The sequence below is a fragment of the Pseudomonas sp. LPB0260 genome (assembly GCF_013388395.1).
This window is the reverse complement of record NZ_CP058247.1, coordinates 2,665,927-2,689,725: the sequence shown is the minus strand read 5'-3', so window position 1 is coordinate 2,689,725 and position 23,799 is coordinate 2,665,927. Positions and strand designations below refer to the sequence as shown.

Annotated in this window: 22 protein-coding genes and 3 tRNA genes; 9 read left to right on the top strand and 16 right to left on the bottom strand. The window is 66.5% G+C overall.

What is annotated here, in order from left to right; genetic code table 11:
• Positions 1–82: 82 nt before the first annotated feature.
• Positions 83–159: transfer RNA gene (locus LPB260_RS12060), tRNA-Asp, on the bottom strand.
• 21 nt (positions 160–180) lie between these two features.
• Positions 181–256: transfer RNA gene (locus LPB260_RS12055), tRNA-Val, on the bottom strand.
• 161 nt (positions 257–417) lie between these two features.
• Between LPB260_RS12055 and rdgC the strand changes: the two genes are divergently transcribed.
• Together rdgC and sugE are read left to right on the top strand one after the other, a co-directional pair.
• A complete protein-coding gene (rdgC, locus tag LPB260_RS12050) occupies positions 418–1,338 on the top strand; it encodes a recombination-associated protein RdgC (protein ID WP_208708955.1) in 921 nt (306 codons plus the stop codon).
• Positions 1,339–1,491: 153 nt separating this feature from the next.
• Positions 1,492–1,806 carry a quaternary ammonium compound efflux SMR transporter SugE gene (sugE, locus tag LPB260_RS12045; RefSeq protein ID WP_208708954.1) on the top strand — a complete coding sequence of 105 codons (315 nt, stop codon included), beginning with the start codon at positions 1,492–1,494 and terminating at the stop codon, positions 1,804–1,806.
• 37 nt (positions 1,807–1,843) lie between these two features.
• Here sugE and LPB260_RS12040 read toward each other — a convergent pair whose 3' ends face one another.
• From LPB260_RS12040 to LPB260_RS12025, 4 genes are all read right to left on the bottom strand, one after another.
• Complete coding sequence (locus LPB260_RS12040; RefSeq protein WP_208708953.1) at positions 1,844–3,721, bottom strand: MFS transporter; 1,878 nt, start codon at positions 3,719–3,721, stop codon at positions 1,844–1,846.
• A gap of 118 nt (positions 3,722–3,839) precedes the next feature.
• Positions 3,840–4,169, bottom strand: coding sequence for an AzlD domain-containing protein (locus LPB260_RS12035; protein ID WP_208708952.1), 330 nt, complete (start codon positions 4,167–4,169; stop codon positions 3,840–3,842).
• Positions 4,169–4,882: an AzlC family ABC transporter permease gene (locus tag LPB260_RS12030; protein ID WP_208708951.1), complete on the bottom strand. Its 714-nt coding sequence runs from the start codon at positions 4,880–4,882 to the stop codon at positions 4,169–4,171. Before LPB260_RS12030 ends, LPB260_RS12035 begins: the two co-directional genes overlap by 1 nt.
• A gap of 83 nt (positions 4,883–4,965) precedes the next feature.
• A complete protein-coding gene (locus LPB260_RS12025; RefSeq protein ID WP_208708950.1) occupies positions 4,966–5,535 on the bottom strand; it encodes a GNAT family N-acetyltransferase in 570 nt (189 codons plus the stop codon).
• Positions 5,536–5,781: 246 nt separating this feature from the next.
• Between LPB260_RS12025 and LPB260_RS12020 the strand changes: the two genes are divergently transcribed.
• Together LPB260_RS12020 and LPB260_RS12015 are read left to right on the top strand one after the other, a co-directional pair.
• Positions 5,782–9,264, top strand: coding sequence for a PAS domain-containing hybrid sensor histidine kinase/response regulator (locus LPB260_RS12020; RefSeq protein ID WP_208708949.1), 3,483 nt, complete (start codon positions 5,782–5,784; stop codon positions 9,262–9,264).
• Between the two features lie 84 nt (positions 9,265–9,348).
• Positions 9,349–10,605, top strand: coding sequence for an MgtC/SapB family protein (locus LPB260_RS12015; RefSeq protein WP_208708948.1), 1,257 nt, complete (start codon positions 9,349–9,351; stop codon positions 10,603–10,605).
• 5 nt (positions 10,606–10,610) lie between these two features.
• Here the strand turns inward: LPB260_RS12015 and rmuC are convergent, their stop codons facing one another.
• From rmuC to LPB260_RS11995, 4 genes are all read right to left on the bottom strand, one after another.
• Positions 10,611–11,975, bottom strand: coding sequence for a DNA recombination protein RmuC (rmuC, locus tag LPB260_RS12010; protein WP_208710194.1), 1,365 nt, complete (start codon positions 11,973–11,975; stop codon positions 10,611–10,613).
• A gap of 191 nt (positions 11,976–12,166) precedes the next feature.
• Positions 12,167–12,574, bottom strand: coding sequence for a tetratricopeptide repeat protein (locus LPB260_RS12005; RefSeq protein WP_208708947.1), 408 nt, complete (start codon positions 12,572–12,574; stop codon positions 12,167–12,169).
• A gap of 540 nt (positions 12,575–13,114) precedes the next feature.
• A complete protein-coding gene (locus tag LPB260_RS12000) occupies positions 13,115–13,867 on the bottom strand; it encodes an RES family NAD+ phosphorylase (protein ID WP_208708946.1) in 753 nt (250 codons plus the stop codon).
• Between the two features lie 76 nt (positions 13,868–13,943).
• Positions 13,944–14,312, bottom strand: coding sequence for an antitoxin Xre/MbcA/ParS toxin-binding domain-containing protein (locus tag LPB260_RS11995; protein WP_208708945.1), 369 nt, complete (start codon positions 14,310–14,312; stop codon positions 13,944–13,946).
• Positions 14,313–14,452: 140 nt separating this feature from the next.
• On the opposite strand from LPB260_RS11995, the gene LPB260_RS11990 reads away from it, so the two are divergent.
• The 3 genes from LPB260_RS11990 to LPB260_RS11980 are packed head-to-tail and all read left to right on the top strand — an operon-like array spanning position 14,453 to position 17,623.
• A complete protein-coding gene (locus tag LPB260_RS11990) occupies positions 14,453–17,062 on the top strand; it encodes a YdbH domain-containing protein (protein WP_208708944.1) in 2,610 nt (869 codons plus the stop codon).
• Between the two features lie 13 nt (positions 17,063–17,075).
• Positions 17,076–17,267 (top strand): YnbE family lipoprotein, encoded by a 192-nt coding sequence (locus tag LPB260_RS11985; protein WP_208708943.1) that lies wholly within the window; start codon positions 17,076–17,078, stop codon positions 17,265–17,267.
• Positions 17,268–17,278: 11 nt separating this feature from the next.
• The gene (locus tag LPB260_RS11980; RefSeq protein WP_208708942.1) at positions 17,279–17,623 is read left to right on the top strand and encodes a YdbL family protein; all 345 of its coding nucleotides are present in this window, start codon (positions 17,279–17,281) and stop codon (positions 17,621–17,623) included.
• A gap of 213 nt (positions 17,624–17,836) precedes the next feature.
• On the opposite strand, the gene LPB260_RS11975 is transcribed toward LPB260_RS11980, so the two are convergent.
• From LPB260_RS11975 to dapA, 4 genes are all read right to left on the bottom strand, one after another.
• A tRNA-Ser gene (locus LPB260_RS11975) sits at positions 17,837–17,926 on the bottom strand.
• Between the two features lie 200 nt (positions 17,927–18,126).
• Positions 18,127–18,996: a phosphoribosylaminoimidazolesuccinocarboxamide synthase gene (locus LPB260_RS11970; protein WP_208708941.1), complete on the bottom strand. Its 870-nt coding sequence runs from the start codon at positions 18,994–18,996 to the stop codon at positions 18,127–18,129.
• Positions 18,997–19,101: 105 nt separating this feature from the next.
• Positions 19,102–20,220 carry an outer membrane protein assembly factor BamC gene (bamC, locus tag LPB260_RS11965; protein WP_208708940.1) on the bottom strand — a complete coding sequence of 373 codons (1,119 nt, stop codon included), beginning with the start codon at positions 20,218–20,220 and terminating at the stop codon, positions 19,102–19,104.
• A 17-nt stretch (positions 20,221–20,237) separates the two neighbouring features.
• A complete protein-coding gene (gene dapA, locus LPB260_RS11960; protein WP_208708939.1) occupies positions 20,238–21,116 on the bottom strand; it encodes a 4-hydroxy-tetrahydrodipicolinate synthase in 879 nt (292 codons plus the stop codon).
• A gap of 227 nt (positions 21,117–21,343) precedes the next feature.
• On the opposite strand from dapA, the gene LPB260_RS11955 reads away from it, so the two are divergent.
• Positions 21,344–21,901, top strand: a complete 558-nt coding sequence (locus LPB260_RS11955; RefSeq protein ID WP_208708938.1) for a glycine cleavage system protein R — start codon at positions 21,344–21,346, stop codon at positions 21,899–21,901.
• Positions 21,902–21,912: 11 nt separating this feature from the next.
• A complete protein-coding gene (locus tag LPB260_RS11950; protein WP_208708937.1) occupies positions 21,913–22,386 on the top strand; it encodes a peroxiredoxin in 474 nt (157 codons plus the stop codon).
• A gap of 46 nt (positions 22,387–22,432) precedes the next feature.
• Here the strand turns inward: LPB260_RS11950 and LPB260_RS11945 are convergent, their stop codons facing one another.
• Positions 22,433–23,506, bottom strand: a complete 1,074-nt coding sequence (locus tag LPB260_RS11945) for an AI-2E family transporter (protein WP_208708936.1) — start codon at positions 23,504–23,506, stop codon at positions 22,433–22,435.
• A 40-nt stretch (positions 23,507–23,546) separates the two neighbouring features.
• Positions 23,547–23,798 (bottom strand): sulfurtransferase TusA family protein, encoded by a 252-nt coding sequence (locus LPB260_RS11940; RefSeq protein WP_208708935.1) that lies wholly within the window; start codon positions 23,796–23,798, stop codon positions 23,547–23,549.
• Between the last annotated feature and the right edge of the window lies 1 nt (position 23,799).

Below are 23,799 nucleotides of genomic sequence, written 5' to 3'. Positions count from 1 at the left end.
TTTTAACGGAAAATCGGAGAAGTACTGCGAATGTTGCGAAGGTGTGGTGCGGACATGGAGCGGAGATGAAGCGAGGAAAAAATGGCGCAGCGGACGGGACTCGAACCCGCGACCCCCGGCGTGACAGGCCGGTATTCTAACCGACTGAACTACCGCTGCGCGTAACCTCAAAAGCGAGTTTGGTGGGTGATGACGGGATCGAACCGCCGACCCTCTGCTTGTAAGGCAGATGCTCTCCCAGCTGAGCTAATCACCCTTCACTCTCGAAGTGGGGCGCATTCTAGAGAGCCATCGACACCTTGGCAAGCCCTGATTGAAAAAAATTTTATTGGCGTAGCAAAGGCTTAGCGCAGGGTTGGCCTTCGCCGTCGAGGGGAGAATAATGCGCGCTTTGCGTTAATGGAGAATCACCCGCTCATGTGGTTTCGTAACCTGCTGGTTTATCGCCTCACCCAAAATGTCCCGTTCGATGCCGAGGCACTCGAAGCCGCATTGGCCGCCAAGCCGGCGCGCCCCTGCGCCAGCCAGGAACTGACCACCTACGGATTCATCGCCCCCTTCGGCAAGGGCGCCGACGCGCCGCTGGTGCACGAGAGCCAGGGCTTCCTGATGATCGCCGCGCGCAAGGAGGAACGCATCCTGCCGGGCAGCGTGGTGCGCGACGCGCTGAAGGAGAAGGTCGACGAGATCGAAGCCGAGCAGATGCGCAAGGTCTACAAGAAGGAACGCGACCAGCTCAAGGACGAGATCGTGCAGACCTTCCTGCCGCGCGCCTTCATCCGCAAGTCGGCGACCTTCGCCGCCATCGCCCCGGCCCAGGGCCTGATCCTGGTCGATGCCTCGAGCCCCAAGCGCGCCGAGGACCTGCTGTCGACCCTGCGCGAGGCCATCGGCTCGCTGCCGGTGCGACCGCTGACGGTGAAGATCGCGCCGAGCGCGACCATGACCGACTGGGTCAAGGCGCAACAGGCCGCCGCCGACTTCCATGTGCTGGACGAGTGCGAGCTGCGCGACACCCATGAGGATGGCGGCGTGGTGCGCTGCAAGCGCCAGGACCTGACCAGCGACGAGATCCAGTTGCACCTGAGCGCCGGCAAACAGGTCACCCAACTGTCCCTGGGCTGGCAGGACAAGCTGTCCTTCGTCCTCGACGACAAGCTGGTGATCAAGCGCCTGCGCTTCGAGGACCTGCTGCAGGACCAGGCCGAGCAGGACGGCGGCGATGACGCCCTGGGCCAGCTGGATGCCAGCTTCACCCTGATGATGCTGACCTTCGTCGAATTCCTCCCGGCGCTGTTCGAGGCACTGGGCGGCGAAGAGATCCCCCAGGGCATCTGATCGCCTCCGCCCTCGGGGCATCCGCCGGTCCACGGCGGCTTGCCCCGGCGGCCCAGCCGTGGACAATAGCCAGCAGCCTGAGGACGACCTCAGCACTCCACGAGTGACCATCCGGGGACGGCCCCTAGCCTTTGCCAACCCTCGGAGGTGCCTATGTCCTGGATCATTCTGTTTTTCGCCGGCCTGTTCGAAGTCGGCTGGGCCGTCGGCCTGAAGTACAGCGATGGTTTCACCCGCCCCCTGCCCACCCTGCTCACCGTCGCGGCGATGATCGTCAGCCTGGCGCTGCTCGGCCTGGCCATGAAGGAGTTGCCCCTGGGCACCGCCTACGCCATCTGGACTGGTGTCGGCGCGCTCGGCACGGTGATCGCCGGGATCATCCTGTTCGGCGAATCCATGGCGCTGGTACGCCTGGCCAGCGTGGCGCTGATTCTCTGCGGCCTGGTCGGCCTCAAGCTCAGTCACTGACGCAGGAGAAGCCCGCCACCCGGCGGGCTTCTGCGGGTCAGCGCACCTCGCCGCGCAGCTCGGCCACCTGGGCCTGCAGCCGCTGGCGGTCCGCCGCCTGCGGCTCGAGCGGCGCACCGGCGACCAGGCCGATGCGCGACCATACCCGGCGAAATGGCGCCCGCTTCGGATCGCGACTGAAGAAGCTGCCCCACAGCCCCTGCAGCGCCATGGGAATCACCGGCACCGGGTTTTCCTTGAGGATGCGCTCGATGCCGCTCTTGAATTCGTTGATCTCGCCGTCGCCGGTCAGCTTGCCCTCCGGAAAGATGCACACCAGTTCGCCGTTGCGCAGGTACTCGGCGATCTTCTTGAACGCCGCGTCGTACACCAGCAGGTCCTCGCTGCGCCCGGCGATCGGCACGGTGCCGGCGGTGCGGAAGATGAAGTTCAGCACCGGCAGGTTGTAGATCTTGTAGTACATGACGAAACGCACCGGCCGGCGCACCGCGCCACCGATCAGCAGCGCGTCGACGAAGGACACATGGTTGCACACCAGCACAGCCGCGCCCTCGTCCGGGATGGCCTCCAGGCCCTTGTGCTCGACCCGGTACATCGAGTGGCCCAACAGCCAGATCAGGAAGCGCATGCTGAACTCGGGGACGATCTTGAAGATGTAGCTGTTGACCGCGACGTTCATCAGCGAGATGGCCAGGAACAGCTGCGGAATCGACAGCTCGGCGACGCTGAGAAAGAGGATCGAGACGAGCGCCGAGATCACCATGAACAGGGCATTGAGGATGTTGTTGGCGGCGATCACCCGCGCCCGCTCGTGCTCCACGGTGCGCGACTGGATCAGCGCGTACAGCGGCACGATGTAGAAGCCACCGAACAAGCCGATGCCGAGGATCGCCCCGAGCACCCACCAGGCCTGGGAGAACTGCAGCAGCGCCAGCCAGTCGTGGGGTTGCGCGCCCTGGACGAAGTCACCGGAATGCCACCACAGCAGGATGCCGAACAGGGTCAGGCCGATCGAGCCGAAGGGCACCAGGCCGATTTCCACCTTGCGCCCGCTCATCCGCTCGCAGAGCATCGAGCCCAGGCCTATCCCCAGGGAAAACACCGTGAGGATCAGCGTCACCACACTTTCGTCGCCATGCAGCCAGTCCTTGGCGTAGGCCGGGATCTGCGTCAGGTAGACCGCGCCGAGAAACCAGAACCAGGAATTGCCGAGCAGCGAGCGCGACACCGAGACCTTCTGCTCGACCAGCCCCAGGCGCATGATCCGCCAGGACTGGCGGAAGATGTTCCAGTCCAGCGCCAGTTCCGGCATGGCCGCGCGGGCCCGGGGAATGGCGCGGCTGGCCAGGTAACCGAGCACCGCCACCGTCACTACCGAGGCGGCGACGATCTGCGCGTAGCCGCTGTTGGCCATGATGATGCCGGCGCCTATGGTGCCGGCGAGGATGGCCAGGAAGGTGCCCATTTCCACCAGGGCGTTGCCGCCGACCAGCTCCTCCTCGCGCAGGTGCTGCGGCAGGATCGAGTACTTCACCGGGCCGAACAGCGCCGACTGGGTGCCCATGCAGAACAGCACGGCGAGCATCAGCGGCAGGCTGTCGAGCAGCACTCCGGCGGCGCCGGCGAGCATGATCAGGACCTCGGCGAACTTGATCGCGCGGATCAGCGCGTCCTTAGCGAACTTCTCGCCGAACTGCCCACCGAGCGCCGAGAACAGGAAGAACGGCAGGATGAACAGCAGCGCGCAGAGGTTGACCAGCAGGCTCTTGTCCGCGCCGGAGCTGAGCTTGTAGAGGATGGCGAGGATCAGCGACTGCTTGAAGATGTTGTCGTTGAAGGCGCCGAGCAGCTGGGTGATGAAGAACGGCAGGAAACGCTTTTTACCGAGCAGGGTGAATTGCGAATCTGGGGACATCTTCCTTGTACCTGTCTTCTATGACCTAAACGGGTCGTCCAGCATTGGACTGCAACAGCCCAGGGGAAAGCCACAGGATTCGGCGAGTTTTGCCACCTCCTCGGCTAAAAGACCGCACTCAGAGCGGCAACTGGCCGAATGCCCAGCGCAGCAGGAAGAACACCAGCAGCCCGCCGCCGATGGTCGCCAGCAGATGCCGGGTGGTGGCCGCGATGGCGATGGCTGCCAGGCCGCCCAGCAGGTAGGCGTTATCCAGGCGCAACGCCCAATGCTGGCCGTCGGGCAGCAGCATGCCGGGCACCACGATGGCGGTGAGCACCGCGGTCGGCACGTAGTGCAGGCCCTGGCGCACCAGCGGCGGAAAGCGCAGGTCGGGAAAGGCGAACAGGCTGTAGCGGATGGCGAAGGTGATCAGCGCCATGCCGAGGATCAACCACCAGATCTGCATCAGGCGCACTCCCCGCACGGCTCGGCGGGTATCCGCCGCTCCAGGACGACGCCCACGGCGATGCCGCTGAACGCGGCGGCCATCAGCCCGAGCTTGTAGGGCCAGGCGTGGCACAGCAGCGCCACCGCGCCGGCCACCAGCGCCGCCGCGACTTGCGGTCGATTGCGCAACGCCGGCACCACGATGCCGATGAAGGTCGCCAGCATGGCGAAGTCCAGCCCCCAGCCGGCCAGGTTCGGCACGCTCTGGCCGAACAGGATGCCGGCCAGCGAACTGCCGACCCAGGACAGGTACAGCGCCAGCGCCACCCCGGCGTGATACCACCGCCCGTGCCCGTCCATGCCACGGGCCAGGTAGCGGCGCTGCACCACGGCGAAGGTTTCGTCGGTCAGGCCGAAGGCCAGGGGCAAGCGCCAGCGCTGCGGCAATGGACCGACATAGGGCTGCAAGGCCGCGCTGTAGAGCACATGGCGCAGATTAACGACCAGGGTGGTGAGGAGAATCACCGCCGCCCCGGTGCCCAGGGTCAGCAGGCTGATGGCGATGAACTGCGCGGAACCGGCGTACACCAGCAGGGACATGCCCAGGGCCTGCCACAGGCTGAGCCCGGCGACACTGGCCAGGGCGCCGTAGATCAGCCCGAACGGCAGAATGCCGACGATCATCGGGATGCTGTCACGGGTACCGAATAGAAAGACTTGCGCGCGGGTCATGGGAACTCTCCTCCTGACCCGCCAGGATATCCTCGGCGGAGCGCGCGGTCTTGAAGGTTCTGCAGTGCCAGTTCATCCATGCTTCACGCGCCGAAACGCGCCTCCAGTTGTCGTTTTACCAGCGGCCACTGCTGGTCGGTGATGCTGTACAGCACGCTGTCGTCCAGGCGCCCATCGGCCAGGCGGCGGTGATTGCGCAGCACGCCCTCGCGCTGGGCGCCGAGCTTCTCGATGGCGCGCTGCGAACGCAGGTTGCTCGCCGCGGTTTTCAACTGCACGCGCACCATGCGCCAGCTCTCGAAGGCGTGGCGCAGCATCAGGTACTTGATCATGCTGTTCAGCCCGCTGCCGTGCTGACTGCGGTCGAGCCAGGTCCAGCCGATCTCGGCCGCAGGCAGCGCCGGCATGAAGTCGCCGAAACGGGTGGTGCCGACCAGCCGCTCGCCGAGGCGAACGACGAACGCCAGGGCCTTGCCCTCGCGCTGCTCCAGCAGGCCCTGGCGATACCAGTCGAGGCGCTGGGCACCGCTCATATAGAGCAGCTCCTGACGGTTGGCCTCGGCCAGGGCCACCAGCGCCGGGATATCGGCGTCGAGCATCGGCTCGATACGCAACGCGCCGCGCTGCAGGGTAATCAACTGCGGCTTGAACACGGCTCCCTCCTCGCACATGGACGCAGGCGGTTCACGCTAACAGGGCTGGCTGCCGCGCACAATTGCCGGCCCGCTGCCACGAAGCGCCGCCTGGCCGGCGGGCTGCGACCTTGGTCGCACCTGACGCCGGAGGGCTTTGCTGCGACACTGTGCAGACCCGTAGAAGTCGTCTGCTTCGGGGTTGCCGCTCGATCGGCCCGGAGGGCCAGGATCGATGAGTCACCACTGTTTGTCGCCGGAGTGTACATGTCGCTGTCCAGCGGGCTGATCGCCACGGTCGCCCTGATCTACATGGCCATCCTGTTCGCCATTGCCTTCTATGGCGATCGCCGCAGCACGCCCCTGCCGCCGCGGATGCGCGCCTGGGTCTACAGCCTGTCGCTGGCGGTGTACTGCACCAGCTGGACCTTCTTCGGCGCGGTCGGCCAGTCCGCCGAGCAGCTCTGGTCGTTCCTGCCGATCTACCTCGGGCCGATCCTGCTGCTGCTGGGCGCGCCCTGGGTGCTGCAGAAGATGGTGCTGATCAGCAAGCAGGAGAACATCACCTCGATCTCCGACTTCATCGCCGCCCGCTACGGCAAGTCGCAGGCGCTGGCCGTGGTGGTGGCGCTGATCTACCTGGTCGGGGTGCTGCCCTATATCGCCCTGCAGCTCAAGGGCATCGTCCTCGGGGTCAACCTGCTGATCGACACTGGCGCCGAGTCCGCCGAAACCCGTGCCCAGGACACCGCGCTGATCGTCTCCATGGTCCTGGCGCTGTTCGCCATCCTGTTCGGCACGCGCAACCTGGATGCCACCGAGCACCACCGCGGCATGGTCCTGGCGATTGCCTTCGAGTCGCTGGTCAAGCTGCTGGCCTTCCTCGCCGTCGGCGCCTTCGTCACCTACGGCCTGTACAACGGCTTCGACGACCTGCTCGGCCAGGCCGAGGTCACCCCCGAGCTGACGGCATTCTGGGCCGAGGCGGTGAACTGGCCCGCGATGCTGGTGCAGACCGCGGTGGCGATGATCGCCATCGTCTGCCTGCCGCGGCAGTTCCACGTCGCCGTGGTGGAGAACATCGACCCGAATGACCTGCGCCTGGCCCGCTGGGTGTTTCCCGCCTACCTGGTGCTGGCCGCCTTGTTCGTCGTACCTATCGCCCTGGCCGGCCAGATGCTGCTGCCGGCCGGGGTCAGCCCGGACTCCTTCGTCATCAGCCTGCCGCTGGCCGAGGCCCATCCGGCCCTGGCCCTGCTGGCCTTTATCGGTGGCGCCTCGGCGGCCACCGGCATGGTCATCGTCGCCTCGGTGGCGCTGTCGACCATGATCTCCAACGACATGCTGCTGCCCTGGCTGCTGCGCCGACAGAACACCGAACGGCCGTTCGAGGCCTTCCGCCACTGGATGCTCACGGCCCGGCGGGTGAGCATCGTGCTGATCCTGCTGCTGGCCTACGTGTGCTACCGCCTGCTCGGCGAAGGCGTCAGCCTGGCGACCATCGGCCAGGTGTCGTTCGCTGCCATCGGCCAGATCGGCCCGGCCATGTTCGGCGCCCTGGTGTGGAAGCAGGCCAATCGCCGCGGGGTGTTCGCCGGCCTGGGCGTCGGCTCCCTGCTGTGGTTCTACACCCTGATCATGCCGCTGGTGGCGCGCAGCCTGGGCTGGCCGCTGGAGAGCCTGCCCGGCCTGCACGCCCTGCTCTACGCGCCGCTGGGCTTCGAGGTCGACCCGCTGACCCGCGGCGTGGTGCTGTCGCTGGCCGGCAACTTCCTGCTGTTTGCCGGGGTCTCGTACTTCTCCCGCACCCGGGTGGCCGAGCACTGGCAGGCCGGCCGCTTCATCGGCCATGACTTCGGCGCCAAGCCGAGCAACCGCAGCCTGCTGGCGGTGCAGGTCGACGACCTGCTGCTGCTGGCCAGCCGCTTCGTCGGCGACGAGCGCGCACGGCAGAGTTTCCAGCGTATCGCCGCCCGCCAGGGCCAGGAGCTCGACCTCGACCAGCCGGCCAACGGCGACTGGATCGCCCACACCGAACGCCTGCTCGCCGGTGTGCTGGGCGCCTCCTCGACCCGCGCGGTGGTCAAGGCGGCCATCGAGGGCCGGGAGATGCAGGTCGAGGACGTGGTGCGCATCGTCGGCGAAGCCAGCCAGGTGCTGCAGTTCAACCGCGCACTGCTGCAGGGGGCGATCGAGAACATCACCCAGGGCATCAGCGTGGTCGACCAGTCCCTGCGCCTGGTGGCCTGGAACCACCGCTACCTGGAGCTGTTCGACTACCCGGACGGCATGATCTACGTCGGCCGGCCGATCGCCGAGATCATCCGCTTCAACGCCGAGCGCGGCATGCTCGGCAAAGGCGACATCGACATCGAGGAGAACGTCGCCAAGCGTCTGCACTGGATGCGCCAGGGCACCGCGCACAAATACGAGCGGCTGTTTCCCAACGGCCGGGTCATCGAACTGATCGGCAACCCCATGCCCGGCGGCGGTTTCGTCATGAGCTTCACCGACATCACCGAGTTCCGCGAGGCCGAGCGCGCGCTCAAGGCCGCCAACGAGGGCCTGGAGCAGCGCGTGGCAGAGCGCACCTTCGAGCTGTCGCAGCTGAACCAGGCGCTGAGCGAGGCCAAGGCCCGCGCCGAGGGCGCCAACCAGTCGAAGACCCGCTTCCTCGCCGCGGTCAGCCATGACCTGATGCAGCCGCTGAACGCGGCGCGGCTGTTCTCCGCCGCCCTCTCCCACCAGGACGATGCACTGCCGCGCGAGGCCCAGGAGCTGGTGCGCCACCTGGACAGCTCGCTGCGCTCGGCCGAGGACCTGATCACCGACCTGCTGGACATCTCGCGCCTGGAAAGCGGGCGCATCTCCCCCGATCGCAATGCCTTCGCCCTGAGCAGCCTGTTCGACACCCTGGGCGCCGAGTTCAAGGTGCTGGCCGCCGAACAGGGCATCGACTTCCGCCTGCGCGGCAGCCGCCTGCGCATCGACAGCGACATCAAGCTGCTGCGCCGGGTGCTGCAGAACTTCCTCACCAACGCCTTCCGTTATGCCAAGGGCCGGGTGCTGCTCGGCGTGCGCCGCCAGGGCGGGCAGCTGCGCCTGGAGGTCTGGGACCGCGGCCCGGGCATCCCCGAGGACAAGCGCAAGGTGATCTTCGAGGAGTTCAAGCGCCTGGACAGCCACCAGACCCGCGCGGAGAAAGGCCTGGGTCTCGGCCTGGCGATCGCCGACGGCCTCTGCCGGGTACTCGAGCATCCGCTGCAGGTACGCTCCTGGCCGGGCAAGGGCAGCGTGTTCAGCGTCAGCGTGCCGCTGGCGCGACTGCCGGCGGCCGCGCCGCAGCGCGCCCCGGCCGAGATCAATGGCCAGCCCCTGAGCGGCTCCCAGGTGATCTGCATCGACAACGAGGACAGCATCCTCGCCGGCATGCACAGCCTGCTGTCGCGCTGGGGCTGCCAGGTGTGGACGGCGCGCAACCGCCTGGAGTGCGAGCACCTGCTCAGCGAGGACGTGCGCCCGCAGTTGGCCCTGGTCGACTACCACCTCGACGAGGGCGAGACCGGCACCGAGCTGATGGCCTGGCTGCGCACCCGCCTGGGCGAGCCGGTACCCGGCGTGGTGATCAGCGCCGACGGGCGCGCCGAGCTGATCGCCGAGGTGCATGCCGCCGGCCTCGACTACCTGGCCAAGCCGGTCAAGCCGGCGGCCCTGCGCGCCTTGCTGAGCCGCCATCTGAGCCTGCGCTGAGCCGCGCGCCTTGACCTCGCGCAACATGCGCTCGCTGGCCACTGGCTAGACTGCTTGCATGATGCCCCCGCTCAAGGACGCGCCGTGCCCGATGCCCTCGACACCCTATTGAACCTAGCCAGCGCCCTGGCGGTCGGCCTGCTGATCGGTGCCGAGCGCGGCTGGCAGCAGCGCGATCTGGAGGACGGCCGCTTCTCCGCCGGCATCCGCACCTTCGCTCTGTGCGGCCTGCTCGGCGGCCTGGCCGAACTGCTCGGCGAACACCTCGGGGTCATCGCCTGGGCATCGATCTTCGCCGGCTTCTGCGCCCTGGTGATCGCCGCCTATTTCGGCGAACTGAGGCGCCACGGCGACATGGGCATGACCAGCGAGGTGGCACTGCTGACCACCTTCCTGCTCGGCAGCCTGGCGGTCGCCGGCCATCCGCAACTGGCCGCCGCCGGCGCCGTGGCAGTGGCCCTGTTGCTGAGCCTCAAACAGGTGCTGCACGGCTCGCTGCATCGGCTGAGCGAACTCGAACTGTCCGGCGCGCTGAAGCTGCTGTTCATCTCCCTGGTGCTGTTGCCGGCCCTGCCCAATCAAAGCTACGGGCCCTGGCAGGTCTTCAACCCCTACGTCACCTGGTGGATGGTGGTGCTGATCGCCGGGATGGGCTTTGTCGCCTACATGGCGATTCGCCTGGCCGGCACCCGCCAAGGCCTGCTGATCACCGCGCTGCTCGGCGGCGTGGTCTCCTCCACGGCGATGACCATCACCCTGGCCCGCCTCGACCGCGCCCGCGAACTACGCGCCATCATCGCCTGCGGCCTGCTGGCCACCTCGGCGCTGATGTTCCCGCGGGTGCTGCTGGAGGTCAGCCTGGTCAACGCCCAGCTGCTACCGCAACTGCTCTGGCCCCTGAGCGCCGCCATGCTGGTGTACGCCGGCGGCGCCCTGGCCTACGCCCTGCAGGGCAACCCGGCGCCAACGGAAAACGCCGAGCCGCCGCTGAAGAACCCCTTCGAGCTCGGCCCGGCGCTGCGCTTCGCCGCGCTGCTGGTGGCGATCCTGTTCGTCGTCGAGGGGGCGCGGCGCTGGTTCGGCGATGCCGGCGTGTACCTGGTGGCGCTGCTGTCCGGCCTGGCGGACGTCGACGCCATCACCCTGTCCCTGGCCCGCAGCGCCCGCAGCGAACTGGACGCCGAGGTGGCGGTGCGCGGCATCTTCCTCGCCACCCTGAGCAACAGCCTGGCCAAGGGCCTGCTCATCGCCCTGATCGGCGGGCGCGAACTGGCCCTGCGCACCCTGCCGGTGATGGCCGCCGGCCTGTGCGCCGGGCTGCTGATCCTGCTGCTGATCTAACGCCCTCAGTCGTCGCCGACCCCATCGAGCAGCGGCACACCGGCGGCCTGCTCGAGCAACTCGGCCGGCAGGCTCTTGCTGGCCCGCGCACCGAGCAGCTTGAGGTTCTCCACGCGGCTGATGATATTGCCGCGGCCATCGCACAGCTTGTTGCGTGCGGCCGCATAGGCCTTGTCCAGCTGCTGCAGGCGAGCGCCCATCTCGTCGAGGTCCTGGATGAAGGCGACGAACTTGTCGTACAGCGCGCCGGCGCGCTCGGCGATCTCGCGGGCGTTCTGGCTCTGCCGCTCCTGGCGCCAGAGGCTGTCGATCACCCGCAGGGTGGCCAGCAGGGTGGTCGGGCTGACGATCACGATGTTCTGCTCGAAGGCCTCCTGGAACAGCCCCGGGTCGGCCTGCAGGGCGGCGGCGAAGGCCGCCTCTATCGGCACGAAGAGCAGGACGAAGTCCAGGCTGTGCAGGCCTTCCAGGCGCTGGTAGTCCTTCAGCGACAGGCCCTTGAGATGAGCACGCAGCGACTGCACATGCTGCTTCAGGGCCTGCTGACGGGCCGCCTCGTCGTCGGCACCGACGAACTGCTGGTAGGCCGTCAGGCTGACCTTGGCGTCCACCACCACCTGCTTGTCGCCGGGCAGCTGGATCAGCACGTCCGGCTGGAAGCGCTCGCCCTCGGCGCTTTTCAGGCTGACCTGGGTCTGGTACTCGCGGCCCTTCTCCAGGCCCGCGTGCTCCAGCACCCGCTCCAGCACCAGCTCACCCCAGTTGCCCTGGGTCTTCTGCCCCTTCAGGGCGCGACTCAGCGTAATTGCCTCGTCGCCCAGGCGCTGATTGAGCTGCTGCAGGCGCTCCAGCTCCTTGCCCAGGGAGAAGCGCTCGCGCGCTTCCTGCTGATAGCTTTCCTCGACGCGTTTCTCGAAGGCCTGGATGCGCTCCTTGAGCGGATCGAGCAACTGACCGAGACGCTGCTGGCTGGTTTCGGCGAAGCGCTGCTCGCGCTCGTCGAAGATCTTCCCGGCCAGCTCGGCGAACTGCGCGCGCAGCTCGTCACGCGAGCCCTGCAGGTCCGCCAGACGCTGCTGATGGCTGTCCTGCTGCTCGTGCAACTCGGCGCTCAGGGCCGCCTTCTCGGCGCCCAGCCGGCGCAGCTCGGCTTCCTGCTGTTCGCGTTGCGCGTGCCAGGCCTGGGCCGCTTCCCGGGCGACCTGCCGCTCGTGCTGCAGCAACTCGGTCTCGCGGCGCAGGGCGGCCAGTTCGGCCTGCTGGTCGGCCTTGATCTCGACGATCTCCGAGACCTCCTGGCGACAGGCATCGAGCTGGGCGCCGAGGCCGGCCTGGGCCAGCTGGGCAGCGCTCAGGCGCTCCTGCAACAGGCTGCACTGCAGGCGCGCCTCGGCGGCGCGACGCTGCAGCGCCCAGGCCAACGCCAGCGCGGGCAGACCCGCGGCGACGACACCGAGCAGCACGGCCGGCAACATTGAAGAGAGATCGATGGGCATAAGCGGCTCCGCGCAAGATTGCCGGGGAGTATAACCAGCCGTGCGCGGGGGTGGTCAGGCGCGGCTCAGAGGCCGTTCAGCAGGCGCCTGGCCTCGTGGGAGCCCTGCCCGGCGGCGAGCTCCAGCCAGTGGCGAGCCTGCTGCGGCTCATGGCTGCGCGGCTGGCTGTAGAAGCGGCCAAGCTCCAGCTGGGCGCGGCGATCGCCGGCACGCGCGGCCTGACGCAGCAGTTCCAGGCCGATGCGCCGGTCGCGGGTATTGTCGCAGTCGCGGCAGAGCATCTGGCCCAGACGACTCTGTGCCTGCACCACCCCCTGACGCGCCGGCTGCTTGAGCAGATGGCCGGCTAGGCGCTTGACGCTGGGCGCGTGGCCCAGGCGCGGGCTGTCCAGCAGCCACAGGGCGACACGCAGCGGCAGGCGCGGACGATTGGACGAGGATTCGGCTGGCAGGCGAGGCAGAGCGCGAGACATAGGAGAACAGCGGCAGTGGCGGCAAGAAAGGCGCGCCACTCTACTCTTTTTTTCGCCGAGGTAAAGCCTTGCAACAGGGCCTTTTCGAGCGAGCCGAAAGGGCCCTCCGACAATCCACAGAAGCTGTGGATAACTCAGTGGACAACATGGGCGAAAGCGCCCCAATCACCCGTGGAATAAGGCCTCAGGTCAAACTGACGATTTTTTCACCAACCAGAAAAAATCATATTTTTCATTGACTTATAGAATTCACACGAAGAATCAAGGGTTTACGTCGAAGATTAATTCCGCCTTGACAAGACGCCTTGCAAATGTGCACAAGTCTTTCGCCAAGCCCGGCCAACGCCCCGTTTCAGAGCGCTCGCAGGGCGTTACCGGGTCACCCGGGGAAGGCTTCCGGAGGCCCCGTTCGCAGCACTGCGCACAAAGCCCTGGCGCCCCGCAGCCTGCGGCAAACGCAGGCCCTGGCGCGGACCTGCGGTAGATGGCCGCAGCCGCGACTCAACCCTGCTTCACCCTGGTGCGCGGCGACTCAATCGCTCAGGCCGGCAAGGGCAAGCGCCCTTCGATCAGGTAGTCCTCCAGCTGGAACATCCGTGGCGTGTCGGGCGCCTGGGCGTGCTTGAACGCCACATAGCTGCGGGTGGTTTCGCACAACCAGGGCAGCAGGTTGCGCGGTCGCTTTTCCGCCAGGGCCGCCGGCGCATAGAGCGCGACGTTGCTGCCACCCAGCGGGCAGCGGGCGGAGCGATACTCGAAGGCCTCCACCCCGGCCGCGCGCATGCTCGCGCCCAGGGCTTGAGTGGCGCGATAGTCGCTCGGGTGGCTCAGCTCGCGCTGGAAGCGGTTGAACGGCGGCCGCTGCAGGCGGATGCCGCGCGCGACCTGATAACGCGCCTCGAACGAGGCGTGCTCGGACAGCACACGCCCGCTTGGCGGTGCGCTGGCCATGCCGTCCAGCAGCACGAAGCGGTAGTAGGCGGCCTCCGCCATGGCGGTCTCCAGGCCCAGCGCTGCGTAGAACAGGCTCGGCTCCTGGCGCGTGCCGAAGCGCGAGCCCCAGCGCAAAGGCGGGTAGCGAAACGGGGTTTTCAGCAGGTAATGCAGCGCCTCGGCACCACGCGGCAGCGGCGGCTTGCTGCTTTCCAGCAACTCCTCGAGCAGCGCCTGCTCGCTCAGGTTATCCACCAGTTGCAGCGTGGCGACCTGTTCCTGACTCTCGACCAGGCGCACCAGACGCCCGCGCAGGGGCGCGATCTGTTCGACCCCGCGACATTCTTGCCAGATGTCCATGGCGACTCTTCCTTATTGTTCTCGGCCCGCTCCCGGCCGGGTGACACAGCCCTGCATGCGGCGCTCGGCGCGGCGCTCAGACCTTGCCGCGGATCGCGTCCAGATACTCCACCACATGCACCAGGCCCTGCACCTGGCCCATCAGCTCCAGCGGCACGCCGGCCAGATGACGATTGTCGGTGCGCAGGAAGTGCCGCATGTCCTGCAGGTTGCCGCCGAACAGGGCAAACAGCGCGCGATAGACCCGGATCAGCAGCAGCGCCAGCTCACCGGTCTTGCTCTGCGGACGCAGGCCACCGTCGGCCCAGCGACTGATCGCCGTGCGGTGCACACCGACGATGTCGGCCAGTTCCTGCTGCGTCAGCCCCAGCTGCTCGCGGGTATTGAGCAGGGCCTTGGCCAGCACCGCATCGGCATCTGCATGGGGTCGGACAAGTGCGCTCATGACCCTCGACCTCTGTGATCTATTTAGATCAATCTTAATACCTAATGATGCAAACGCACAAACAGACCGAGAAGCCGATTGGCAGCCAGGGGCCCTTGGGTTAACGTCCCCGGAGACCTTCACGCTATGGATCAGTGCCCATGATCAGCCGGCGCACCTGGCTGCGACTCCTCTGCTTGCTGCTCGTGCTGATGCTGCTCGGCGGCTACGGCTACTTCAGCCTGGGGCGCCTGCTCGAGCGTCAGCATATCCAGCGACTCGACTGGCAAGCCCCGCGCCTGGCCCTGGATGGCCTGCACCTGGACCGACTCGAGCTGCTGCAACAGAGTCCGGCCGGCCAGTTGCAACTGCGAATCGAGCGCCTGCACCTGGGTTGGGGACAGTTCGGCCTGCAACCGCCCTATGCCCAACAGGTTCGCGCCGAGCGACTGACGCTGGACTGGCACCCGGCGGCGGAACACGCCGCCAGTACGCCGGCGCGGAGACTGGACCTGAAGGCGCTCGGCGAAGCGCTCGCCATCCTGCCCCTGAGCCTGAGCATCGACGAGCTGCTCGTCGACCTGCCCTGCGCCAAGGGCCGCTGCCAGCTGCGCGGCGACCTCCAGCAGAGCCGCTCGGCGGTCTCAGCAGGCGCGCTCGACCTGCGACTCAATCTCGCCGGTGACACCACTCGCCTCAACCTCGAGGGCCGGATTCAAAGCGCTACCGATGCAACCGAGCTGCAGCTGGCCCTGGCGGTCAACGACCGCCCCCAGCTCAGCCTGCACAGCCGCCTGCAGGACAATGCCGATGGCACGCTGTGGCGCGGCGAGCTGTGGGCACCGACACTGGACGAAGCCACGGCGCTACGCGGGTGGCTGAGGGACTGGCTACTGCCCATGGACGCGGCGCCGGCCGCCGCACCGAGCACCGTGCAGCTTGCCGCCAGCTGGCAGCTGCAGCTGCCCCGCGGCGATCTGGACATCAACCTGTTGCGCCGCGCCACGGGCCATATCACGGCCAACGGCGCGCTCGCCGAACCCTGGGCCATCCCGGGCCTCGGCCAGCTGCAGGGCGAGCTCGGCCTGGCCCTGCGCGGCCTCGATGGCCGCTGGTACGCCGAACAACTGAGCGCCGAACTGGTGTTGCAGCAACCACTGCCGGACCAACAACAGAGACTCCCGGCCGCGCTGCGCGCCGATTCGCTGCGTCTGCTTCTGGAGGCAGGCGAGCCATTGGGCCCGCTGCCGAGCAATCTGGCCGAGCGCTCCCTGCCCCTGGCTTTCCGTCTGCGCAGTCAGGGCCCGACACCACTCGAACTGCGGGGTCAACTGGCACTGGCCAACGCACCGCCCTGGGCCGCGCAGTTCGCCGACGTGCAACTCAGCGCCAGCAGCCCACGGCTCACCCGGGGGGACTGGACGCTGCACAAGGCCAAGGCCGACCTGCGCTTCAACGGCTACCTGGACCCCGAGCAGTTGCGTATCGAGCTGCAACGGGGCTCCGCGCTCAGCCTCGACAGAGTGGCCGGCCGCGACCTGCAACTGCGGCGCCTGCGCGCCAACCTCGGCGGCCTGCAGCTGGGCGCACGCCTGCACAACGGCGATGCGTCCGACTGGCATCTGCAGGGCCCCGCCTCCATAGACGTCGAAAGCCTGCTGCACGCCGCCCTAAGGCCTCAGAGCTGGCGCTGGCAGGGTCGAGTGGACCTGGCCGAAGAGCGGCTCGAGTCGAGCGGCGAGCTGTCGGCGGACTCGGACCTCAAGCTGCCCCTGCAACTGCGCTACGACTCCGAGCGCGGCCTGCACGCCCACGCTCAGCTGCCGGAACTGTTCCTGCGGGCGGGCAACCCGCTGGCCACGACCCTGGCGCACTGGCCGGCACTACTCGAGCTGAACCAGGGTCGCGTGAGCGCCGACGCGGTAATCGACCTCGCCCCCGGCCACGACTGGCCCGACCTGAAGCTTGAGTTGACCGGCAAAGACCTGGCCGGCATCTACGACCGCACCGCCCTCAGCGGCCTAGACGCACGCGCGCGGATCAACCTGGACCATGGCCGCCTCCAGGTGACGCTGAGCGATCTGCGCCTGAAAGAAGCCAATCCGGGCATTCCCATCGGCCCGCTGCAGCTGCAGGCCGACTACAGCGCGCCCATCGAGCGACCCGACCTCGGCCAGCTGAACCTGCGCCAGGCCCAGGCCGGGCTGATGGGCGGCAGCGTCCACGTCGCGGCCAATCAGTGGAAGCTGACGGAGACGCCACTGCTGATCCCCGTGGAACTGCGCGGCCTGCAACTGAGGCGGCTGTTCACCCTCTATCCCGCCGAGGGGCTGGCCGGCAGCGGCACCTTCGACGGCCATCTACCGCTGCGCCTGAGCCGGCACGGCATCCAGGTCGACCGCGGCCGAATCGCCGCCCGCAGCCCCGGCGGCCACCTGCAACTGCACTCCGAACGCATCAGGGCACTGGGAAGCAGCAACCCCACCATGCAACTGGTGACCCAGTCACTGGAAGACTTCCACTTCACCACGCTGCGCAGCCAGGTGGACTACGATCCCCAGGGCAAGCTGCAGCTGAGCATGCGCCTGGAGGGCCAGAACCCAGCCATCGAGCAGGGCCGGCCGATTCATTTCAACATCAACCTGGAAGAAGACATCCCCTCGCTCTTGGCCAGCCTGCAATTGACCGATAAGGTGAACGAAATCATCCGCCGGCGAGTGCAGCAACGCATACTGAAACGCAACGCCAAAGCCGCTCCACTGGAGCCTTGAAGGAGGACGCGCCATGCGCGTGCAGATCTGTCTAGCGATCTTGCTCTTGGGCCTGCTGAACGCAGCCTGCACCCCGACCGTGCAGCTGACGGCGCCCAAGGAACCGATCAACATCAATCTCAACGTGAAGATCGAACACGAAATCTACATCAAGGTGGACAAAGCCCTGGACGACATGTTCAGCGAGTCCAGCGGACTGTTTTGAGGAGCGCCGTCATGAACCTGCCTAGACGCATTGCCAGCCTGCTACTGCTGCTCAGCCTGAGCCTGCCGGCCATGGCCCTGAGCCTCAACGAAGCCATGTCCGCCCTAGGCCCGGCCAAGGCCAGCGGCCAGCTCGGCGAGATGGCCAACGGTTACCTCGGTGTGGTCAAGCCCGGGGGCCAGGCCAGCGAAATCGCCCGCCTGATCAACCAGGCCCGGCGCGCCGAATACCAGCGCCTGGCCAACGAGAACGGCATCAAGCTCGGCGACGTGGAAGCCATCGCCGGGCAGAAAGCCCTGGAAAAGACCCCGCCCGGCCAGTACATCCAGCTCCAGGGGCAATGGCGACGCAAATAGAGCCATAACCGCAGAAATAGACAACCCCTGAAGCTTCGGCTTCGGGGGTTTTCTGTTTCTTGCACAAGCAGAATCGACGATGAAGGCAAACCTGGCCGCAGCGCAAAGGCTGGCAATGCATGTCCACAAGGGACCGCCTCAACAATGCCAAGCCCTGGAAACGCAAAAGCCCCTGACTTCACGAGGAAATACAGGGGCTCAGGTGTTGCGATATGGCGGGAAGATAGGGATTTGAACCCTAGGTACCATCGCTGATACAACGGATTTCGAATCCGTCCCGTTCGGCCACTCCGGCATCTTCCCGTTGCGGCGCGCATGATAACAGCACATGCGCTTTTGGCGAAGCCCACTGAGCGATTTTTTCGCACAGTTTCAGATGCTTGCGAATTCTGTTCGGCCCGGCAAGGGCAAAACGCGGCGCGCGGCAGCGCTTTCAACCCGCCGGCAAAAGAACAGAGGCGCCTGGGCGCCTGGGCGCCTCTTCAGCTCGGTCCGCTCGGCGCTCAGGCCGTCAGCCGCGTCAGGGCTTCGCGGTACTTGTCGGCGGTCTTCTGCGCCACCTCGGCCGGAACGGCCGGTGCCGGTGGCTGCTTGTTCCAACCGGTGGACTCCAGCCAGTCACGCACAAACTGCTTGTCGAAGCTCGGCGGGTTCTTGCCTACGACATAGCTGTCCGCCGGCCAGAAGCGGCTGGAATCGGGGGTCAGCACTTCGTCCATGAGGGTCAGGCGGCCGTTTTCATCCAGGCCGAACTCGAACTTGGTGTCGGCGATGATGATGCCGCGGGTCGCGGCGTACTCCACCGCCTTGCTGTACAGGGCGATTGCCGTGTCGCGCACCTGGGCGGCGAGCTCGGCGCCGATGATGGCTTCGCACTGCTCGAAGGAGATGTTCTCGTCGTGGTCGCCCACGGCGGCCTTGGTCGAGGGGGTGAAGATCGGCTGCGGCAGCTTGGCGGCCTCCTGCAGGCCGGCCGGCAGGTGAATCCCGCAGACGGTGCCGCTCTGCTGGTACTCCTTCCATCCCGAGCCGACGATATAGCCGCGCACAATGGCCTCCACGGCAACCGGCTTGAGGCGCTTGGCAACCACCGCACGACCCTCGACCAAGGGCAGTTCGGCCGCCGGCACCACGTCCTCGACCCGGTCGCCGGTGAAGTGGTTGGGCACCACGTCAGCGAGCTTGTCGAACCAGAAGTTGGAAATCGCGGTGAGGATCTTGCCCTTGTCCGGAATCGGCTCGGCGAGAATCACGTCGAAGGCCGAAAGGCGGTCGGTGGCGACCATCAGCATGCGCTGGTCATCGATTTCGTAGAGATCGCGGACTTTGCCCGAGTAGATCTTCTTCAGGCTCAGGGTCGCAGGAGTGGTCATATCGGGATTTCCGCCTTTAGCAAACGAAACAGGCGAAACCGGGAGGGTTTCGCCTATTGGTTTTCGCCCGAGCCGCACCTGCGGCGCGGGCCAGTGGTTCGGTTTCTAGCCGAGGTTTTCCTGGATCAGGCCCAGCACCCGGCGCGCGACATCGGCCGGCGCCACGGTGTTGAGGTCCTTTTCCACGGTGACCTGGACGCTGTCACCCACCGGCGTCAGGCGCACCTGATAGCGCTCGGCCCGGGCCTCGATCTCTTCCTTGTCCGCCTCGCCGCCGAGCAGCGAACCGAAGAAGCCCGGCTTCTCGCCCTTCTTCTTGGTGCCTTCTGCCAGGTTGATGTAGTACACCCCGAGGCTGCGATTGAGGTCGTCGACGCGCACGTCGGCCAACTCCAGGGAACGGCCTACACCCGACCAGGCGCGATCGAAGTCGGCGCCGAGGTTCAGCACCGGATTGCCGTTGCCGTCTTCCGACAGGCTGACCCGGCTCGGTGCGTCGAAATCGCGGGCGGCCAGCAGCGATACCGAACCGCCCTGCTCGACGCTGCGCGCCATGTTCGCCAGCATCTCGTCGAGCAAGGCGGCATCCAGCGCGGAGTTGGTGCCGCGACTGGTGAAGGCCACGTCGGCATTGCTACCGGCCGGACGCTCGGCGCTGGCCACGAAGATCTCGCTGGTATTGCGTTGCACGCCGGGCTCGATGCGCACCCGCACACGGGTCTCGGCATCTGCAGCCACGCCCGGGGCGCGGCTGCTCAGGCGGCGCGCCAAGGCGCTGGAGAGGCCATCGAGACGCTGCCACTCGGTGCTGAACTCGCCAGTCTGCGGGCGCTCTTCGGCGATGCGAAAGCCGTTGTCGGCAAAGAACTGCCGGGCCACCGGCCAGACTTCCGCCGGTACGCGCTGCGCCACCAGCCAGCGCGACTCGCCGCTCTTCTGCAGGCTGAACTCGCTGGCATCGCCACGCACAGCCAGGGACTGTGGGCGCGGCACCTCGAACTCACCTTCGGCGGTGCTGCTGGCCACCTGCTGCGGAACCGGCAACAGGGGGTCGAGGCGCTTGGCCTCGACATTCGCCGGCAGTTGCATAGGGGCGGTTTGCCGCGCGCTGAGGTAGTCGCTACCCCGATCACGGAAATAACCATCTTCCCCCCACAACCAGCCACAACCGCTGGTGCTGGAGATGATCAGGGCAAGTGCAGAGAGTCCGGCCAGTCGCTTCATGCGTAGTATTTCCTCGATTAAACCAATACGCCGGACTGGCGCAGGGCCTGACGCAGCGGTTCATGACAGCGCGGACTGAGCCAGGTCAACGGCAGACGGATGCCTTCCGGCATCATGCCCATTTCGTGCAGGGCCCACTTCACCGGAATCGGGTTGGACTCGATGAACAGCGTCTTGTGCAACGGCATCAAGCGGTCGTTGATGGCCCGCGCCAGGGCCGCATCGCCACGCATGGCCGCGGCGCACAGGTCGCTCATCGCCCGCGGGGCGACGTTGGCGGTGACCGAGATATTGCCCTTGCCGCCCATCAGCATCAGCTCGACGGCGGTGGCATCGTCACCGGAATAGACCAGGAAGTCCTTGCTCACCCGATCCAGCACTTCCTGGCCACGCTGCAGGTCGCCGGTGGCTTCCTTGATGCCGATGATGTTATCGATCTTCGACAGTCGCTCGACGGTCTCCGGCAGCATGTCGCAGGCCGTACGGCCCGGCACGTTGTAGAGGATCTGCGGAATCGCCACCGCCTCGGCGATGTGGCGGAAATGCAGGTACAGGCCTTCCTGGGTCGGCTTGTTGTAGTAGGGGGTCACCAGCAGGCAGGCGTCGGCACCGACGTCCTTGGCTGCGCGGGTCAGTTCGACCGACTCGCGGGTAGAGTTGCCACCGGTGCCGGCAATCACCGGGATGCGCCCGGCGACCTGGTCGACCACGCGGCGGATCGCCTCGATATGCTCGGTCACTTCCAGCGTGGCGGACTCACCCGTGGTGCCGACCGCGACGATGGCGTTGGTGCCCTCTTGCAGGTGGAAATCCACCAGTTTGCTCAGGCTGTCCCAGTCGAGACCACCCTGCGCATCCATGGGCGTGACCAGTGCCACCATACTGCCCGCAATCATGCAACCGCTCCTGCTGGAAAATGAGAGCCGTAATGGTACTGGCGCCACCTGGCTTGCACAAGCGAAGGACAAGGCCTTGGGGCAAGTGGCGAGCCAGCGCGCATCAGCGAATATTCCATGCGCGCGCCGACCCCGAGCATTCCCCTGGGCGGCGCTTTTCGCTACCCTTCCGGCTTTGCTCGGCACCGCACCTGCGGACCGACCGTTCATCGTTTTAGGAAGGCTGCATGTCCACCCCCCCAGTTCGCGAACAATTCCTCGTCATCAGTGCACTCGGTCCCAACGCCATGGAGCTGACCAATGTGCTGTGCCGCGCCAGCCATGAAAGCCGCTGCGCCGTGGTCAGCACCCGCCTGAGTCGCCACGGTGAGTTCAGCGCGCTGATCCTGCAGATCTCCGGCAGCTGGGATGCCCTGGCCCGCCTGGAGTCCAGCCTGCCGGCGCTGGCCAAGAAACATTCGTTCTCGGTCAACGTCACTCGCAGCGGCGCCGCGGACAATCGCCCCCAGGCCCTGCCCTACGTCGCTTACGTCAGCTCGGTGTATCGCCCGGACATTCTCAACGAGCTGTGCCAGTTCTTCATCGATCACCACGTCGAGCTGGAGAACCTGACCTGCGACACCTACCAGGCACCCCAGACCGGCGGCACCATGCTCAACGCCACCCTGACCGTGACCCTGCCGGCCGGCACCCAGATCAGCTGGCTGCGCGACCAGTTCCTCGACTTCGCCGACGCCCTGAACCTCGATGCGCTGATCGAGCCCTGGCGCCCGCAGAACCCATAAGGAGCCCGACCATGGCCGTGTCCCTCGACCAAGCCGTTCCCGACTTCCAGGCGCAAGCCACCAGCGGCCAATCGATCCAGCTGTCCGCTCTGCGCGGCCAGCAGGTGGTGCTCTACTTCTACCCGAAGGACAGCACCCCAGGCTGCACCACCGAGGGCCAGGGTTTTCGCGACCAGTATCCGGCGTTTCAGGCGGCCAACACCCTGATCTTCGGCGTATCGCGCGACGGACTGAAGTCCCATGAGAACTTCAAGGCCAAGCAGGCCTTCCCGTTCGAGCTGATCTCGGACAAGGACGAGGCACTCTGCCAGCTGTTCGAGGTGATCAAGCTGAAGAAGCTCTACGGCAAGGAGTACCTGGGCGTCGACCGCAGCACCTTCCTGATCGACAAGGATGGCGTGCTGCGCCATGAGTGGCGCGGGGTCAAGGTGCCCGGTCACGTCGACGCCGTGCTGGCGGCAGCCCAGACCCTGAACCAGGGCTAATCGAGCACCGCATGAAAAAGGCCGCGCGATGCGGCCTTTTTTCTTTCTACTCCCCCTGTACCGGCACCTGCAGCTCGCGCCGCGGCCAGGCGCTCAACACTGCCTTGAACAGGGTGGCCAGGGGAATGGCGAAGAACACCCCCCAGAACCCCCACAGACCGCCAAACAGCAGCACCGCGCAGATGATCGCCACCGGGTGCAGGTTGACCGCCTCGGAAAATAGCAGCGGCACCAGCACGTTGCCGTCCAGCGCCTGGATCACGCCGTAGACCACCATCAGGTAGAGGAACTGATCGCTAAAGCCCCACTGGAACAACGCGATCAGCGCCACCGGCACGGTCACCACCACCGCGCCGATATAGGGCACCACCACCGACAGCCCCACCGCCAGCGCTAGCAGCGCCGCGTAGTTGAGGCCAAGCGCGGCGAAGGCGACGTAGGTGACGCCACCACAGATGAGGATCTCGATGAACTTGCCGCGGATATAGTTGGCGATCTGCTGATTCATCTCCTGCGCCACCTGGGTGATCAGGGCGCGCTCGCGGGGCAGGTAGCCACGCAACCACTCACCGATCAGCCGCCGGTCCTTGAGGAAGAAGAACACCAGAATGGGCACCAGCACCACGTAGATCATCACGCCGACCAGCAGCGGCAGGCTGGCCAGGGAGAAGGACAGTGCCCATTGGCCGAACTGGCCGAGCTCGCCACGCACCGCCTCGATCAGCTGCAGCACCTGGGCGTCGCTGATCAAGTTCGGGTAGCGCTCCGGTAGCAGCAGGAACAGCGTCTGCCACTCGCCGAACATCCGCGGCAGCTCGTTGAACAGGTTGCTCAGCTGCCGCCACAGCAGCGGCATCAGCACCAACAGAAACAGGCCGAGCAGACTCATGAACAGCGCGAACACCAGCCACACCGCTACCAACTGCGGCAGCCGCAGGCGCTCCAGGGCGCTGACCAGCCCCTGCATCAGGAACGCCAGCACCAGCCCGGTTAGCACCGGGGCGAGCATCCCGCCCAGGGTCAGGATCACGGCAAAACCCAGGATCAGTAACACCGCCAGCACCACGGCCTGCTCATCGGAGAAGTAGCGGTGCAGCCAGTCGCGTAACACCTTAACCATCAAGATTCCTTAAATAGAAACGACCCGCGCAGACAGTGCGTCAGGCCTTGCGCAACCAGTAGCGATAGACACCGCCCTCGACTTCCTCGTGCAGCAGGCAATGCCCGGCGAGCGTCGCGAAGGCGCGCAGGTCGCGTTGCGAGCCGGCATCCGTGGCAATGACCTTGAGCACGGCACCGCTGGCCAGCTTGTTCAGCTCCAACTTGGCCTTGAGCAGCGGCAACGGACAGTTCAAGCCACTGGCATCCAGCTCCGCGTCGCAGGTCTCGAGCCACTCTTGCGTTTCGTTCATG